The 15,788-nt window shown below is 40.0% G+C and carries 13 protein-coding genes and 1 pseudogene; 7 read left to right on the plus strand and 7 right to left on the minus strand.

All coding sequences use genetic code 11. From position 1 onward, the window contains the following. Positions 1–22: 22 nt before the first annotated feature. Positions 23–378 (plus strand): annotated as a pseudogene (locus H5119_RS11175) (HopJ type III effector protein). 11 nt (positions 379–389) lie between these two features. Here the strand turns inward: H5119_RS11175 and H5119_RS11180 are convergent. Both H5119_RS11180 and H5119_RS11185 read right to left on the minus strand, forming a co-directional pair. After that, positions 390–797 (minus strand): GNAT family N-acetyltransferase, encoded by a 408-nt coding sequence (locus tag H5119_RS11180; RefSeq protein ID WP_182702283.1) that lies wholly within the window; start codon positions 795–797, stop codon positions 390–392. Between the two features lie 40 nt (positions 798–837). Beyond that, the gene (locus tag H5119_RS11185; RefSeq protein ID WP_024607733.1) at positions 838–1,143 is read right to left on the minus strand and encodes a DUF6482 family protein; all 306 of its coding nucleotides are present in this window, start codon (positions 1,141–1,143) and stop codon (positions 838–840) included. 90 nt (positions 1,144–1,233) lie between these two features. Here H5119_RS11185 and H5119_RS11190 point away from each other — a divergent pair, with 90 nt between their 5' ends. The 3 genes from H5119_RS11190 (at position 1,234) to H5119_RS11200 (ending at position 3,621) form a co-directional block, all read left to right on the plus strand. Further along, positions 1,234–1,926, plus strand: coding sequence for a pseudouridine synthase (locus tag H5119_RS11190; RefSeq protein ID WP_182702284.1), 693 nt, complete (start codon positions 1,234–1,236; stop codon positions 1,924–1,926). 102 nt (positions 1,927–2,028) lie between these two features. Then, the gene (locus tag H5119_RS11195) at positions 2,029–2,403 is read left to right on the plus strand and encodes a BlaI/MecI/CopY family transcriptional regulator (protein WP_138683399.1); all 375 of its coding nucleotides are present in this window, start codon (positions 2,029–2,031) and stop codon (positions 2,401–2,403) included. Between the two features lie 9 nt (positions 2,404–2,412). Then, positions 2,413–3,621 (plus strand): M56 family metallopeptidase, encoded by a 1,209-nt coding sequence (locus H5119_RS11200; protein WP_182702285.1) that lies wholly within the window; start codon positions 2,413–2,415, stop codon positions 3,619–3,621. Between the two features lie 74 nt (positions 3,622–3,695). Here the strand turns inward: H5119_RS11200 and H5119_RS11205 are convergent, their stop codons facing one another. Continuing rightward, entirely contained in the window at positions 3,696–4,079 is a 384-nt protein-coding gene (locus tag H5119_RS11205) for an MAPEG family protein (RefSeq protein ID WP_077536600.1), read from the minus strand. 239 nt (positions 4,080–4,318) lie between these two features. On the opposite strand from H5119_RS11205, the gene H5119_RS11210 reads away from it, so the two are divergent. Then, positions 4,319–5,197 (plus strand): EamA family transporter, encoded by an 879-nt coding sequence (locus tag H5119_RS11210; RefSeq protein WP_182702286.1) that lies wholly within the window; start codon positions 4,319–4,321, stop codon positions 5,195–5,197. Between the two features lie 70 nt (positions 5,198–5,267). On the opposite strand, the gene H5119_RS11215 is transcribed toward H5119_RS11210, so the two are convergent. The 4 genes from H5119_RS11215 to H5119_RS11230 form a co-directional block, all read right to left on the minus strand. Beyond that, positions 5,268–5,585 carry a multidrug efflux SMR transporter gene (locus H5119_RS11215; protein WP_138584204.1) on the minus strand — a complete coding sequence of 106 codons (318 nt, stop codon included), beginning with the start codon at positions 5,583–5,585 and terminating at the stop codon, positions 5,268–5,270. Then, positions 5,585–7,117, minus strand: coding sequence for a bifunctional GNAT family N-acetyltransferase/carbon-nitrogen hydrolase family protein (locus H5119_RS11220; RefSeq protein WP_182702287.1), 1,533 nt, complete (start codon positions 7,115–7,117; stop codon positions 5,585–5,587). Before H5119_RS11220 ends, H5119_RS11215 begins: the two co-directional genes overlap by 1 nt. Before the next feature lie 89 nt (positions 7,118–7,206). Continuing rightward, positions 7,207–8,055, minus strand: coding sequence for an MBL fold metallo-hydrolase (locus H5119_RS11225; protein WP_182702288.1), 849 nt, complete (start codon positions 8,053–8,055; stop codon positions 7,207–7,209). A gap of 57 nt (positions 8,056–8,112) precedes the next feature. Further along, on the minus strand, positions 8,113–10,398 hold the full coding sequence (locus tag H5119_RS11230) for a penicillin acylase family protein (RefSeq protein WP_182702289.1): 2,286 nt from the start codon (positions 10,396–10,398) through the stop codon (positions 8,113–8,115). 156 nt (positions 10,399–10,554) lie between these two features. Here H5119_RS11230 and ycaO point away from each other — a divergent pair, with 156 nt between their 5' ends. Both ycaO and H5119_RS11240 read left to right on the plus strand, forming a co-directional pair. Beyond that, entirely contained in the window at positions 10,555–12,315 is a 1,761-nt protein-coding gene (gene ycaO, locus H5119_RS11235) for a 30S ribosomal protein S12 methylthiotransferase accessory factor YcaO (protein ID WP_182702290.1), read from the plus strand. A 107-nt stretch (positions 12,316–12,422) separates the two neighbouring features. Continuing rightward, the gene (locus tag H5119_RS11240; protein WP_182702291.1) at positions 12,423–15,782 is read left to right on the plus strand and encodes an ATP-binding protein; all 3,360 of its coding nucleotides are present in this window, start codon (positions 12,423–12,425) and stop codon (positions 15,780–15,782) included. Positions 15,783–15,788: the final 6 nt, after the last annotated feature.

Genomic DNA, 15,788 nt, shown 5'->3' on the forward strand with positions numbered 1-15,788 from the left:
TTATAAAATATAAGAACAGAACATGACATTAAATGACTACTTAGCAACACTTGCTGAAAACCCAAAAAGTATTCAATTTACCGATACAATGGCGGTGATAGAAGCAAATTACGACTTTACTGCATGTGGCTTTAATAACAATGGATTACTTAGCGCTGCGAGTGAGAACAACGGCTCGTGTAAAATTTTTGCGTTTGCTAAATTAAACGATTTAAGTAAACAAAATACGTTGGATTGTTTTGGTAAGTTTTACCGAGAAGACGTACTGCAAAACCCTAAAGGGGATGATCACATAAACATTCGCACGTTTATGTTAGCACCAGAGACAACACCTTTTTAGGTATTACCTTTGAAGGCAAGCCACTAAAAGCAAAATAATCAGCAAAAAATCAAAGTGGCTTTTCCATAAAGTAACGCGTACCTGAGCGTGGATAATTATTAAGTTGATACTTAACACTATAACCGCGCTTTTCATAAAAGGGTTTTGCCTGAAAATCAAGTGTATCAAGCTGAGCAGTTGTTGCACCTAGCTCAATAGCAGCTTGTTCGAGTGCCGTTAGCAGTTTATCTGCAAGCCCTTTACCTCGTGCCATATCACTACACCAAAGCCAACTAATCATCAGCCAATTTCCAAATACACACCCACTAATACCGGCAACTAGCTCGCCTTGCTCATCAGCAAATTTATAACCTAATGGCACTCTTTGCGCATCAAAATGCTGGGCGTTAAATTCAACCATTTGCGCGCGAAGCGCTACGTTTAACGCATCAGTATTATCTGCTGTTAATTGATACATGTGCCGCCCTTAAAGAGCTGATACTAGCAAACTAGCTCAATCAATACAGGTTATTTTTACCAAATGGGACTTCAAGCATATTACTGGCTGTTTTTTCGGGTTGACCGCACATTTCATCGTAAGCACTTGTATGGCGTAGCATCATTTGTGCATAGGCTATTTTTTCAAAACGCTTTTGAATATGCAGTGGGCTTAGTGCTTTTATAAACTCACCATTTTCCTCTGTCACGTAATATTCAACATTATTTATAATTACAGAGACTTGGTATAATGCCATTTCAAGAGAATGCGCAACCACCTTTTGTAATGGCTCATGTTTTTTTAATTCTGAGAATTTCATACCCATAACAACCACCTTTTTTAAAAGTAACCTCATAGATACGCAGCTTTGCTATAATCGCGATCAAATTTTTATTAGCCGCTGGCATTACACATTATGAGTACAAAAATCCGACTCGCTAAATATATTGCCCATGCAGGTATTTGCTCTCGCAAACAAGCATCGCGTTTAATTGATGAAGGCGTTGTGACTGTAAATAATCGCCCAGCTAATCACATTGATCACGTTGACGAGCAAGACATTGTAATAGTGAATGAAAAAGAAATTAAAGGTGCTGCCGATTTAGTTTATTTTGCGTACCACAAACCAGTAGGTATTGACTGTAAATTAAATATTGATGACCCAGCCAGCCTTATTCACCATTTGCCCACACTCACCCGTGTTTACCCTATTGGTCGATTAGATAAAGACTCTCGCGGTTTACTTATTTTGACCAATGATGGGGATTTTTGTAATCAACTAATACATCCTGACTTCCACCAGCCTAAACATTATTTAGTCACCGTAAATAAGCCTTTAGACGATGCTTTTTGTAAAAAAATGGCAGCAGGCGTACCGGTTGATAAACACGTAACCCTGCCTTGCGAAGTTAATAAAATAGCTAGCAATCAATTTAGTATTGTTTTAAAGCAAGGGTTAAACAGGCAAATACGTAAAATGGCGCATTACTGCGGCTACAAAGTAATTGATTTATTTAGAGTGCAATTTAGTGACCTCACCCTTTCAAAACTAAACCTACCTGAAAACCAATATATACAAATTAATAAAAACGATATTTCAAAAATCTAATACCAAGTCACTTAACTACATCTCAAAAAGTTAAAAAATAAACTTGCAATTACAGATTACAGGTGTAGTCTTTAATTAAAGATTACAGTTGTAGGCAATAGCATGATTGAGTTATCAAAAGCAGAGTTTGACGTGCTCGACGCACTTTGGATTAACTACCCCGCCACCGCGAGCCAAATAATTGAGCGCTTAAGCGACGATAAACAATGGCACGAAAAAACCATTAAAACCTTACTTGGTCGTTTAGTAAAAAAAGGCGCACTAACATTTGAAAAAGACGGTCGCCAATATATTTATACTCCCTGTATGGAGCGCGCTGACTACACATTAAAAGAAAGCCAAAACTTTATTGAACGATTTTTTAGTGGGCGTATTGCGCCACTTGTAAGTGGCTTTGCTAAATCGGAGCAGCTTTCTCAGCAAGACATAAACGAGCTTAAAAAAGTTATAGATGACTGGGAAAAAAACCAAAAGTAAGGGATTAACATGGTTATTCAAACTGGGTTTAATTGGTTGATTGAGCAGCAATTACTATTAAGTATTTTGTTTTGTGGATTTATTTTACTCGAGCGATTTGCTTTAAAAGCCCTTGGCTCGCGGTTTGTATATAAATTAGCATGGTTATTACCTGCGGCATTGATTATCGCTAATTTACCAAACGCAATTAAACCACTGCAAAACAGTAATATTAGTCACTACTTAATCACCCCCAACCAACCCTTTACAAGCGAGGTAGGTGTTAGCTGGGCGCTCATGTATGTACTAATTACTTCTGGGTTATTACTAGCTATTTTTGCTACGCATACCCGTTTTGTTAAAAGCCTACAACTAACTGAGTTAACACACTTTAAAGGCGCTCTTACCGCTGGTGTTAAAACCTATATCAGTCAATATGTGGCCACGCCAATGGTGGTCGGTATTTTAAACAGTAAGCTGGTATTACCGAGTAACTATAATACCCAGTTTGATAAAGCCACATTAGCCCTTATTTTAGAACACGAAAACGTACATATTAAACGCAAAGACAACTTAACAAACGCACTTATATTACTGCCTACTATTTTACTGTGGTTTAACCCACTAGCTTGGTTTTGTTACGCAAGCATGCGCCGACTACAAGAGCTGACTTGTGATGAACGGGTACTTAGCAATAAAACCACACAACAACATATTTTATATAGCAAAGCCTTAATAAACTGCGCGGCGAATGCGCCCACAGGGCTTATGGCTTATTCACACTACGGAGATAAAAAAACGATGTTACAACGACTTACTAATATAAAACACAGCGGAAAACATTCAAAGTTTGCTAAAGGTGGCTTATTACTTGTAGCAGCAAGTATGCTAAGTGGATTGGCGATTGCAAAGCAACCAGAGGCAATAACTAAAGAGGATCACATTTCACCGACAATGCGTATTGAACCCCTTTATCCAATACAAGCAGCTCAACAAGGCATCAGCGGCTCAGTGGTATTAAAGTACGATATAACTCCCAATGGTGAAACCGCTAATGTTTCTGTTGTTAGTGCAAAGCCTGAAGCCATATTTGACCGTGAAGCTAAAAAGGCGCTAAGACAGTGGCAATACAAACCCTCATCAATGGGTTATCAAAACGTACTTGTACAGCTCGATTTTGCAATAAACAATGAAGTTGCTAATACCGATTTAATAGAGCGAATTAAAGTATCGCACTAACTTTATTAGATTTTTCAAGACTACAAAGCAAGCGCCCTTTTAGGCTGCTTGCTTTGTGGTTTTACGCTATAAAGTTATAAGCTCACCACAATCATGGCAATGGCTGACCCCAAACCAATAAACCACACTAATGAGCGAATTATATCTAGGTTCATATAGTAAAATACGCAATACAAAATACGCGACACAATATGCGTAACCGCTAGCGTTTCTGTCATTGCACCTACAGAGTTAGTGCCCAGTACAACTGCAATAGCAACAGCAAAAACAGCAAGCGACTCAAAGCAATTTTGATGAGCAGCGAGCGCCCGAGCACCAAAGCCGGTTAATTTTGATTGCTGCGCCCTTGGGTGCTTATTGTCGTATCGACCTAATTTTGCCATTGCTATAGCTACTGGCACTTTTGCAAAATAAGGCATTAATACCGCGAGTAATGCACATACAACTAATGTTGTCATAATTTATCCTTTTGATGTTTCGGATAATTTAGCATAAGCGCACAAAAAAAGCCGCCAGAAACGTTTGATAACAAACGCAGGCGGCTAACAATAACATCAGGCTTACTATAGCTGAACACTCCCCTAAACCCGTGCGACATAATGTCGCAGATGATGAATATTCAACATCATGGTTTATGCATCGCATTAATAACTAAAGATTGTTAACGTAAAGACCTTATTTTTAATCGACGAATACCATGACTTGGATCTTTTTCACTTTTTTAGCCGCCTTTATGCAAGCCTGTCGCAATGCCCTACAAAGTAAATTAAGTAACGATGTGAGTGTTGCTGGCGTAACTCTTTCTCGCTTTATTGTTGCAGGCCCTATTGCGGCTGTGTACTTATATGGCTTGTATCAATACCAAGATACCGCCATGCCTACGTTTAATAATACCTTTTGGGGATTTATTATAGCCGCAAGTGTTATGCAAATACTCGCTACGGGCTTGATGGTTAAGTTGTTTAAAATGAATAATTACGCAGTCGGCGCGGGTCTTGCCAAAAGCGAGGCGTTAGTGGCTGCTATTTTAGGTGTATTGTTTTTTGGTTCTGCCCTTTCTTTACTTGGTTGGCTTGGTGTATTTTTTGGCGCTATTGCCGTGTTACTGCTCAGTGGTATAACAAGCGTTAAACACTTTAATGCTAAAACGGCGTTACTAGGACTTGCTTGTGGTACTTGCTTTGCACTTACATCGTTGTGGGTACGAGAAGCGAGCTTAAATTCAGGATTATTATTTCCACACTCAGCCGCTTGGGTTTTGCTGTTTGTAATTAGCCTACAAACACTAATACTACTTGGCTATTTATTATTAAATGAGCCAAAAACGCTCAGTAAACTTTGGCAATACAAAGGCACTACAGCCGCAATTAGTGTTTTTAGTTGTATCGGCTCTATTGGCTGGTTTAGTGCAATGAGCTTACAACATGTTGCTTATGTTAAAACGCTTGGACAGATTGAAGTGTTTTTTACTATGTTAATTGCCGTATTTTGGTTAAAACAGCCACTTAAAAAACAAGATACTGCAGGCTTAATACTTATAGCTATTGCTGCTATTTTGGTTATGCTGCCGAATTAATGGCAGCATAAAAAAGCGCAGGCTTTTATACCTGCGCTATTCATAATTAAGCGTTTATTCGAATTACCAATTAAGAGCTGATTTTTAGGGTTATCACACCACTAATAATCATTAATACTCCCGCAATACGACCAAACGTTGCGGCATCGTTATAGAACAATATGCCGACTAAAAACGTACCTGCAGCGCCAATACCTGTCCATACGGCGTATGAGGTGCCCATTGATATTTGCTTTTGCGCAAGCCACAACATAAAGCCACTAGCAACCATAAATGCAATAGCTATGGCGATGCCTTGCCATCGGGTTTCTGGGTTTTGCGATATTTTTAAGCCAATCGGCCAGCCAATTTCAAGTAAACCAGCAATAATTAAGTACATCCACGCCATTAAGCATCTCTCTTTTTCAATATAACTTCGTATAAATCTTCACGGCGATCTTTTAAGTTACGCACTGTGCCTTCACTGTGAAGAATTTTTAGCTTATCCATATCAAGATCGCTAAATAATAGCATTTCGGTGTTTGGCGTGGCTTCGTTAAGTGTTGCATCGTGCGGGAATGAAAAATCTGATGGCGTTAATACAGCTGATTGCGAATATTGCACATCAAGGCTTTCTACTTGAGGTAAGTTACCTACCGAGCCTGCAATAACCACATAACATTCGTTTTCTATTGCACGGGCTTGTGCACAATGGCGAACACGTAGGTAGCTGTTTTTAGTGTCAGTCCAAAATGGTACAAACAGAATATCTAACCCTTGTTTGGCCAATATGCGTGAAAGCTCAGGAAATTCTACGTCATAACAAATTTGAATACCTACACGACCTGCATCGGTTTCAAATACAGCAATTTTGTCACCGCCTTGAATAACCCAATCGTTTTGTTCATGCGGGGTAATATGTATTTTGCGCTGCTCGTCTATTTTACCGCTGCGGTGGCATAAATAACTCACGTTATAAATTTTATCATCTTCGGCCAGTGGCATAGAGCCGGTAATAATATTGGCGTTATATTCTATTGCCATACGCGACATCGCGTTTTTAAACGTCTCGGTGTATTCAGCTAAATAGCGAATCGCCTCAGTTTGGTTACTTTGATTTCCTAGCCCCATTAATGGCGCGTTAAAAAACTCAGGGAATAGTATAAAGTCACTTTTGTAGTCAGATACGGTATCTACAAAGTATTCAACCTGCTTTAGCATTTCTTCAACTGATTCAACACAACGCATTTGCCACTGCACAGCACCTACGCGCACGATTGATTTAGTTGACTCAAGTACCGTGTCGGTTGGCTCATACATAATGTTATTCCACTCAAGTAAAGTGGCGTAACCAACTGACTCTTGATCCTCTGGTAAATACTTTTTAAGTAAACGCTTTACCTGAAAATCATTAGACAACTGAAAACTTAAAATAGGATCGTATAGCTCTCTCTGATCTACTTTTGCAATGTATTCCATTGGCGTCATTTCACTGCTGTGATTGTAATAACGTGGAATACGCCCACCCGCTAAAATAGCGCGTAGGTTATATTGGCGGCACAGTTCTTTACGGGCATCATAAAGGCGACGGCCTAAACGCATACCTCTGTGGGTTTCACTAATGGCAACATCTAAGCCGTATAGTGCATCGCCGTCAGTATCGCTAAATACACGGTCGTGGCCATCTGCAATATCTTCGTATGTATGTGGGTTTGAAAAACGCGTGTAATCAACTTGCACACTTAACGCTAAGCCCACCAGCACGCCGTCATCTACAATACCTATTTGCCCTTCAGGAAATTGGTCTATTAATCTAAAAATGGTATGACTTGGCCACGCACCACCTAAGTCGGGATACGCTTGATCCATCAAGGTTTTAATTTGCGGATATTGCTCTTTGGTTAAGTTACAAATTTCAAGATGGGTTTTTTCTGCCGACATACACAACTCCTTTAGGCATAAGAAAATAAAAGCCGAACGCACTTTAAAAATACATTCAGCCTTGTATCATGTTTTTTACGTTAGATGTACTACTTTAAGCTGCGATAAAAGAGTGTGGTTACTTTTTCTTTTGGTAACCAGCCAGCGTATTCAAGATTCAGCTCAGCCAATGGATCGGTTTTGAGTACTTGCTCTAGGCTGGCATTATTTTGCATTGCTTTTAGCATCACGTCTTTCGCGTTCTGAACTAGTTTACCATACGCTATCAGTCCTGAACGGTCACTTACCTTGCCGTGTCCTGGGATTACTTTAGTGTTGTCGTCAATTTGTTTAACTACATCGTTTACTGCCGCTAAAATACCATCAACACTGCCACCGCTATCTACGTCAACAAACGGTAAGCTGCCAAAATTAAAATAAATGTCGCCCATGTGTACTATGTTGTCGTTACTGAAAAAGATAACCGAATCACCATCGGTATGTGCATGTTCGTAATGCACCACATGCGCGTGTTCGTTATTAAAATGTAGTTTTAAATCGTGACCAAAACTAATGCGCGGTAAAAAGTCTGATCCTTCCCCGTGCTGCTCTTCTAAACGTTTATGTACATTGCTGTGTGCTATAACGTGCGCACCCGCTTTAGCAAAGTTTTCGTTGCCACCGGTATGATCGCCATGATGATGGGTATTAATAACAAACTCTGCGCTGCCTGGTTTTAAATCGCTAATCGTTTTTTTAATATCATCTGAGAGTTTGGCAAACTGATCATCAATAATATAAATGCCGTCATCACCTACACTTGCTGCAATATTACCGCCTTGCCCAAATAATACGTATACATGGTCACTTAATTTTTGTGCTGTTACTGGACCCTCGTCTGCTTGCGCTGCTGTACTTAGTAATAAACCTGTTATTAATGCGGGTAGTATTTTTTTCATTTTAGTTCTCTGTTGTATGAATTAATTAATATAGAACGTGTTTAGCTATACTTTAGTTCATTGCGTAGGCTCTATTACTATTTGATGTATTAATTCTTGCGGCAATAAAGGCGTATGTTTGCCCTCTACGTAATCACTAAACCCCGCTCTGTAAAATTCAGAAAGGGGATGCCCCGATTGCCCACCAGGAATAGCCATAATTGCATGCTCCAAATGCCCAGGTTGAGCAATAAAGCGCTGTGATGCGCCAAAACTACGCCCTTGTACGGCGGGCATGTAACTATCACCAAAACCTTGTGCTGTAGGCATATTTAATAACTTAGCAAGTAGCGGCATTTGCTTTGCAAACGGATGCTCTATCACTAAATCATTTACCTTGCCCCACTGCCAACTTTGTACTTTATTACCAAATTGCTCAGTAAGCTTAGTAATAGTTTGGTTAAATGCACCGTGTAATTGTGCATCCCAGTTTTTAAATTGTGGGTTTATCCACGTATCGGGTTTGTTATTAATAAGCTGCCAAACTGCGGGCTCTAAATCTCGTTTTACGTATTTAAGTGTGCCTTGTTGTTTATTTAGTTGGTCTTCCATATTACTAAATAAAATATTAATCACTTCATCGCGGTAGCGCTTAACTAAGGTATACCCTGTGGAGGTTGAACACGCACATTGCTGCCAATTTTCGAGCGCGGTTATATATTGCTGATTTTTGGTTTGATCTGTTTTTAATTGCTTTAATAGCAAAGCATGCCAAGGCATTAAAAAGCGAGCTTGATTATCGAGCTGTAGTGCGTAAAAGTCGCTCTCTGCAAATGTTTGTTTTTCAGATAATCTATCGCGAATTTGACTCGAACGTGCACCGAGTGCATAGCCACCATTACCAAAACGCGCGTTATCCTCAGCCGATACCACGCGAGAATTACCAGTCCATAATCGCCCACTTTGTGGGTTTTTAACAAAGGGCCGTTGTAATTCGTTTTGCTGCCAAAGCGCTGAGTAGTCATCGGCATTTACACCGAGCTGGCTAGGCGCTTTACGAGCCGGTATACCGCCCATGTTTTTCCACGCTGCGCTACCAAGGCTATCTACCACCATAAGATTTTGCACCGGAATGCCCACATCGCTTGCTACAGCAAGTGCATCATCTACTGTTTTGGCTTGCTCTAATTTTAATAACTGCATATTAACGGCATAAGGCTGATGTGCAGCCCAGCTCAACGCATAAGGTTTTTCGTTAATGTATTTTACAGGGCCATATTCACTGAGTATTAATGAGTAGTTTTCGACCTCCCCATCGGGTAATGCAATCGACTCATCTACTTGCCATGTTTTACTCTCGTCATTTAAAGCAATCCAATCGGCAGTATCTAAATAGCCATTCGTAAATCCCCATGCAATATTATTGTTTGTGCCCACTACAATCGCTGGTGCTCCGGGTAGCGACACGCCAGTTACCTGGGTAGGCGCTCCATTTTGCATGTAATTTAGCTGTGTTCTGTACCAAATAACCGGTACTGCCATCGATAAATGCATATCATCCGACAGCATACCAGCGCCTGTTTTAGTAAGCGCCCCCGTAACTGCCCAGTTATTACTGCCACGCTCTTGGTTGGCTTCAATACTTTTAACTGCGAGTTGTGTTTGAGTTGGTAAAGTAGGTATGCCGCCGCTATAAGGCGTTAATTTGCTGCCATCAAGTGCAGCTTGGTATTTACTCGGCTGCGTTAAAAAATCAACCATTTGCTTTGTGTACGCTTGCTCGATTTGAATGAGTGCTTGGTCGCGCTCAAATGTGGCGCTTTGTAAATCAAGGTACATGCTAAATATCACAAGTAGGCTGTCTTCACTTTGCCATGCCTTTTGTGTTGCACCTGTTAGTAAATATTCAAAGCTTGAATACCCTACTTGCGCTAAGCCTTCGTTTACACCTTGCGCATAAATTTTAAGTAATTGCTTATCTGCCTCTGGCAGCGTTTGTAAAATAATTTTGCTGCGTTTACGCAATTGATGAAAACGCATTTTTTTATCGAGCCCCAGCGCTGCTTCGCCAAATAACTCACTTAACTCACCTGCGGCATTACGCCTTAGTAAATCCATTTGAAAAAATCGGTCTTGCCCATGCGCATAACCTAAACCATAGGCAGCGTCGTTTCGGCTATTTGCGTTTATAACCGCTTGCCCTAATGCATCGCGCGAAATTTTTACAGGCTCTACTACCGCGTTACTACGCCCGTTACCATCAAGGGCTGGTAAACTTAAGCTAAGTACGCCATAAACAACGGCGGTACTCGCCAACCCTAAAATAACAGTCAATAGCAGTAACCATTTGATTAATTTAAACATCGACCTTTCCTTTGATAATTTTCATCAAGCGTTGAGAGCACATAATAACCCCAGTTTTATTAAATAATAATGTTCTTGCTCGCAAAGGGTGAAATAAACATCAAAATCCACGATAATGTCAGCTCCACACATCGTGCAGAACTAGTTGAGATCAATATGACTGAAAAAACATTTATCAAAGGTAAAGACCGCGACCTAGAATCGTCAATCTCTACCATGCAAAACAAGCTTAAAGCCCTAAACATTAATGTTGAAGAAGCGCTTTGGCTTAACCCTGTAGCTAACTGTTATTCGGTTCATATAAAAGACAGCGACTGCGGTGTTATGTTTACCAATGGTAAAGGCGCAACCGACAAAGCCTCCATTGCTTCAGCACTCGGTGAATACTTTGAACGCTTAAGCTGTAACTACTTTTTTGCAGACTTTTACCTAGGTGAAGAATTTGCCAATGGTGAGTTTACTCATTACCCAACCGAAAAATGGTTTGAAGTTGAAGGCGATGAAGTACCACAAGGCATTATGGATGAGAGCTTATGGGATTATTTTGACCCAGAGCGTGAGCTGAACGCATCACACCTTTTTGATTTTAACTCAGGCAATGATGATCGTGGCATTTGTACTCTGCCCTACACACGCCAACGTGATAACCAAGACGTATACATTCCGGTAAACGTTATCGGTAACATTTTTGTATCTAACGGTATGAGCGCAGGTAACACGAAATTTGAAGCGCGCGTACAAGGTTTATCAGAAGTATTTGAACGCGCTATTAAAAACCGCATCATCGCCGAAGGTATTTGTTTACCAATCGTGCCTGAAGATGTGGTTAAGCAATATCCTAAAATTCACGAAGCGTGTGAAGAGCTTCGCAGCCATGGTTTTCATCTGCGCATTGCCGATGCATCGCTTGGGGGCAAATACCCTGTAATGAGCGTAACGCTTATTAACCCAACAGATGGCTCTGTATTTGCTTCGTTTGGTGCTCACCCATCATTTGAAGTTGCGCTTGAGCGTACCGTTACTGAATTATTACAAGGTCGTCGTCTTGATCAACTAGATGTATTCCAACCTGCTACCTTTGATAACGACGAAGTAGCAACGCCTGAAAACATTGAACTGCACTTTATTGATTCAAGCGGTTTGATTTCGCATGATTTCTTCCGTGCAAAAGCTGACTTTGAATTTGTACACTGGGACTTTAGCGGCACAACTGAGCAAGAATATAACTTCTGTACTGACCTAATTCACAGCATGGATCACGATATCTACATCATGGATTACACGCACCTAAACGTATACGCATGTCGTATTTTAGTACCTGGCATGTCAGACATTTACCCTGTTGATGAGCTTATTTGGCGCAACAACAACGAAGGCGCTAAATTCCGTGAAACATTCCTATCGCTTGATCAGTACGATGCAGAGCAATGGATGGAAATTTACGACAGCCTTGAAGAAGCAGGCCACAGCGATATTATCCGCGCCGCAGAATTTATTGGCTTAGCAACTGATGCCGACACACCATGGCACACACTGCGTATTGGTGAACTTAAAGCGCACCTATGTTTAGCCGCAGGCAGCGAAGAAGCCATTGATTGGGTTGACTGGATACTTCATACAGGCCAAGTAAACGAAGAGGCAATGCGCCACTTCCGCTGCTTAAAAGCAGTTCTTGAAATAAAATACGATGACGAGCGCGAATACGCAGATTACCAAGATGCACTAGGCTTAATGTTTGGCGCTAATAACGTAACGCTTGCTATTGAAATTGCCGAAGGTGAAAAGCAGTTTAACGGTTTAACTTTCCCTGGCTTATCGCTTAAAGGCTTTAAAAAGCATGCGGCATTACTTGATGGTTACCGCAAGTTACACGTAGCAAAGCAAAATCATTGGGCACGTGAAGTTAGCGATAGCTAAACTACTAATTATAAAAATAAAATGGCGCATATTGATCGGCGCCATTTTCATTTGTGTAATAAATTAGCTATAGTTGAATTGCCTAAATTAACACCACGATGTAGCTAATGTCGCCACCGACTAACAGTAAAACAAATGTCCATAACTTTAAGCTTGCCTTTTGGTTATCGCTGACGCTAACAATCTTAGTCGGTGTTGTACTTGATAATATTAACTATAACCGTGTTAAAGATGCCTACCGCCTACAAATCCTGTCAGAAGTCAGTACCTATCGCGCTCAACTCGAGTCCACTTTAGTTTCTAATATTCAATTAGTACGTGGTTTAGCCGTTGCAGTTGCCGCAGAGCCTAATTTAAAACAAGAACGCTTTGAACAAATTGCCGCTCCTTTGTTCGATACATCAAATGAACTACGTAATATTGGCGGCGCACCCAATATGATTATCCAGATGACTTACCCTTTAAAAGGAAACGAAAAAGCAATCGGCCTTAATTTTTTAGCTAATAAAAATCAACGTGCAGATGCGATTAGAGCACGCGATACGAACACGATCATTATGGCGGGGCCATTAACATTAGTACAAGGCGGCGAAGCATTAATAGCCAGAGTACCTGTGTATACGCCACCTAATCATGAGTTTTGGGGCTTGTTATCAGTGGTACTCGATATTAGCAAAGTTTATGGCAACTCAGGGATTTATGAACTTGAAAAAGAGTACTTAGTTGCAATACAAGGACGCAATGGCTTAGGTAAAAAAGGGGAGTTTTTTTATGGCGATCCACGCATTGTTGAACAAACCCCCCTCGAATTTGCTTTAAACTTTCAAGGCGGGAGTTGGCATTTATATGTTGCACCAAAAGCCGGTTGGAGCCCTCCAAGCTCAGCTATATGGCCTTTACGCTTGGCCGTGATGATTATTTGTGGGTTATTAATTTTGGCATTTATGTTCTTTTTAAAAATGCTTAATCGCCAACAACAAAATGAAAAAATGCTCGAAACAATGAGCGACCTAGCTCAAATAGGTGCATGGTCATTTAACTTAGAGACTAAACAAGTGTATTGGTCCGATATGACCAAAAAATTATTCAAATATCCTCTGCAAACCCAACCTGAATGGCCCAAAGATTTAAGTTACTTTAAAAAAGGCCTAAGCAGAGAAACAATCAAACATTTAATTGAACGTGCCATAAAGCATGGTGAAAGCTACGAAGTTGAGCTAGAAGTCATAACTGCTGAAGGCGAATCTGTTTGGGTGCTTGTAAATGGCGAAGCTGAGCGAAAAAATGGCCGTAGTACGCGTATTTTTGGCTCATTACAAAATATCGACATCCGTAAAAAAATTGAATTAGAAAATAGCAAAACCGCGCTGCACAATGAAATTTTAGCCTCTCTTACCGTTAATAAATTAATCTTAAATGGGCAACTAAGCCAATCAAAAGACATTATTACCCAATCAATCTGCCAAGCATTCGATATTAAACGCGCGAGTATTTGGTTTTTTAATGACGATAAAACTCAACTAAGTCCTTTTGCCATACACAGCACACATGCACCGAGTGATAACATTGACCCTATTTGGCTCAGAAAAAACATTCCCGATTTTTTTAACGCAATAGATCACCTTGCGGTATTTAATGCCCCTAACGTCTTGCAGCACCCAACACTTGCACCAATCAAAAACCACTATTTAATACCATTAGAAATTAAATCAATGTTGTGTGTGATTATTCCTGCAGGCAGTGGGGCAATCGGGGTTGTTTGTGCAGAGCAATGTCAATTAAGACGCTATTGGTCTAAAAACGAAGAAAGCTTTCTAATTGCTGTCGCAGCCTTAATTGGCAGCTTACATTCAAGCCAACAACGAATAGAGACAGAGCAAAAACTAGTAACAGCCAAAGAGGCTGCAGAGCAAGCCGTTGCCGCAAAAAGTGAATTTTTAGCCAGCATGAGTCACGAAATTCGCACTCCAATGAATGGCGTTTTAGGCATGCTCAATATCATAAAACAAACTCAATTAGACCAACAACAAGAGCACCATATTGAGCTTGCGCAATCATCTGCTCAATCATTACTGAATATAATTAATGATATTTTAGATTTTTCAAAAATTGAAGCCGGTAAACTAAACATTGAAAATGTGCAATTTAATCTCCCGAGATTGTTAGGAGAAGTGGTTGAATCATTTGCTTTAAAAGTTGAACAAAATAATACCAAACTTATTTTAGATGCGACGCAAATTACAGTCAGTGAAATAATTAGTGATCCAAACAGATTACGCCAAATTCTAAATAACTTGATTGGTAATGCGGTAAAGTTCACTTTAAATGGTGAAGTAATAATAACCGCAAGAATTGAAGAAGCAACAAATGGCTCATTCTTACAATGCTCAGTAATTGATACTGGCATTGGCATTGACTCTAAAAAACAAAGTTCATTATTTGAATCATTTACACAAGCAGACGCATCGACTACGCGTCAGTTTGGTGGCACAGGGTTAGGCCTTGCGATAGTTAAACAGCTTTGTGAACTGATGGGTGGCGAAGTGAGTGTAACTAGCGTTAAAGGCCAAGGTAGTACATTTTCGTTCACAATAGAGATACAACCTAGATTAAGTAAAGAGCAAGACTTACCAAGTCATTTAATTAAAAACAAACATATTTTAATTATTGATGAGTGCTACTTAAATGCTAATACAGCAAATAAACAGCTCATTATCTGGGGAGCAAACGTTGAATGCATAAATGATTACCAGCAAGTTTTTGATTATTTACACACGGTAATAAATGGTCCTGAAACAATTTTAATTGATTATTACTTTTTTGAAAAAGCGCCTCAATCACATATAGCCTCGCTTAAAAAATTTATAACGATGCAAAGTTGTAAACTAATTATTATGGCGCCAATGAGCTATTCCCAAGAAGATTCAAAGTTAGAAATGGATTTTGATTGCATGATTTTCAAACCGCTTACCCCTTCTGACTTGTTTGATTCACTCACCAACGATAAATATATTGAGCAGCAACAGCATCAAGCACAATTAGAGAATAAATTAACGAAAGCGCTAATGCCTGATTCATCAGCACCACAACTATTATTAGTGGAGGACAATAAAATAAACCAAGTCGTTGCCTCTGCTTTATTAAAGCAGATGGGAGTAATTTTTGATATTGCCGACAATGGGGTTGAGGCAATTAACAAACTGACGGCAAAGCAAGGCGAACCTTATAAGCTCATTTTAATGGATTGCCAAATGCCAGAAATGGATGGCTATCAAGCAACACACGCAATTAGAAAAGGCGATGCAGGCAAGCATAATAAAAAGATTACAATAATAGCCTTAACCGCAAATGCGATGCAGGGTGATAAAGAAAAATGCTTAACTGCGGGAATGGATGACTATTTAAGTAAGCCACTAGATTTAGCAGATCTAAAACCCAAACTTCAGCAATGGCTTGGTACTCGATAAAAGTGT

This window comes from Pseudoalteromonas sp. SG45-5 (assembly GCF_014164085.1).
Classification (GTDB): domain Bacteria; phylum Pseudomonadota; class Gammaproteobacteria; order Enterobacterales; family Alteromonadaceae; genus Pseudoalteromonas; species Pseudoalteromonas aliena.

What these genes read in the sequence shown, in the direction of transcription:
- H5119_RS11180 (WP_182702283.1), bottom strand. Translation starts at nt 797, where the DNA reads ATGTATCAATTAACAGCAGATAATACTGATGCGTTAAACGTAGCGCTT.
- ycaO (WP_182702290.1), top strand. Translation starts at nt 10,555, where the DNA reads ATGACTGAAAAAACATTTATCAAAGGTAAAGACCGCGACCTAGAATCG.
- H5119_RS11185 (WP_024607733.1), bottom strand. Translation starts at nt 1,143, where the DNA reads ATGGGTATGAAATTCTCAGAATTAAAAAAACATGAGCCATTACAAAAG.
- H5119_RS11200 (WP_182702285.1), top strand. Translation starts at nt 2,413, where the DNA reads ATGGTTATTCAAACTGGGTTTAATTGGTTGATTGAGCAGCAATTACTA.
- H5119_RS11210 (WP_182702286.1), top strand. Translation starts at nt 4,319, where the DNA reads ATGACTTGGATCTTTTTCACTTTTTTAGCCGCCTTTATGCAAGCCTGT.
- H5119_RS11240 (WP_182702291.1), top strand. Translation starts at nt 12,423, where the DNA reads ATGTCGCCACCGACTAACAGTAAAACAAATGTCCATAACTTTAAGCTT.
- H5119_RS11225 (WP_182702288.1), bottom strand. Translation starts at nt 8,055, where the DNA reads ATGAAAAAAATACTACCCGCATTAATAACAGGTTTATTACTAAGTACA.
- H5119_RS11195 (WP_138683399.1), top strand. Translation starts at nt 2,029, where the DNA reads ATGATTGAGTTATCAAAAGCAGAGTTTGACGTGCTCGACGCACTTTGG.
- H5119_RS11215 (WP_138584204.1), bottom strand. Translation starts at nt 5,585, where the DNA reads ATGGCGTGGATGTACTTAATTATTGCTGGTTTACTTGAAATTGGCTGG.
- H5119_RS11230 (WP_182702289.1), bottom strand. Translation starts at nt 10,398, where the DNA reads ATGTTTAAATTAATCAAATGGTTACTGCTATTGACTGTTATTTTAGGG.
- H5119_RS11205 (WP_077536600.1), bottom strand. Translation starts at nt 4,079, where the DNA reads ATGACAACATTAGTTGTATGTGCATTACTCGCGGTATTAATGCCTTAT.
- H5119_RS11190 (WP_182702284.1), top strand. Translation starts at nt 1,234, where the DNA reads ATGAGTACAAAAATCCGACTCGCTAAATATATTGCCCATGCAGGTATT.
- H5119_RS11220 (WP_182702287.1), bottom strand. Translation starts at nt 7,117, where the DNA reads ATGTCGGCAGAAAAAACCCATCTTGAAATTTGTAACTTAACCAAAGAG.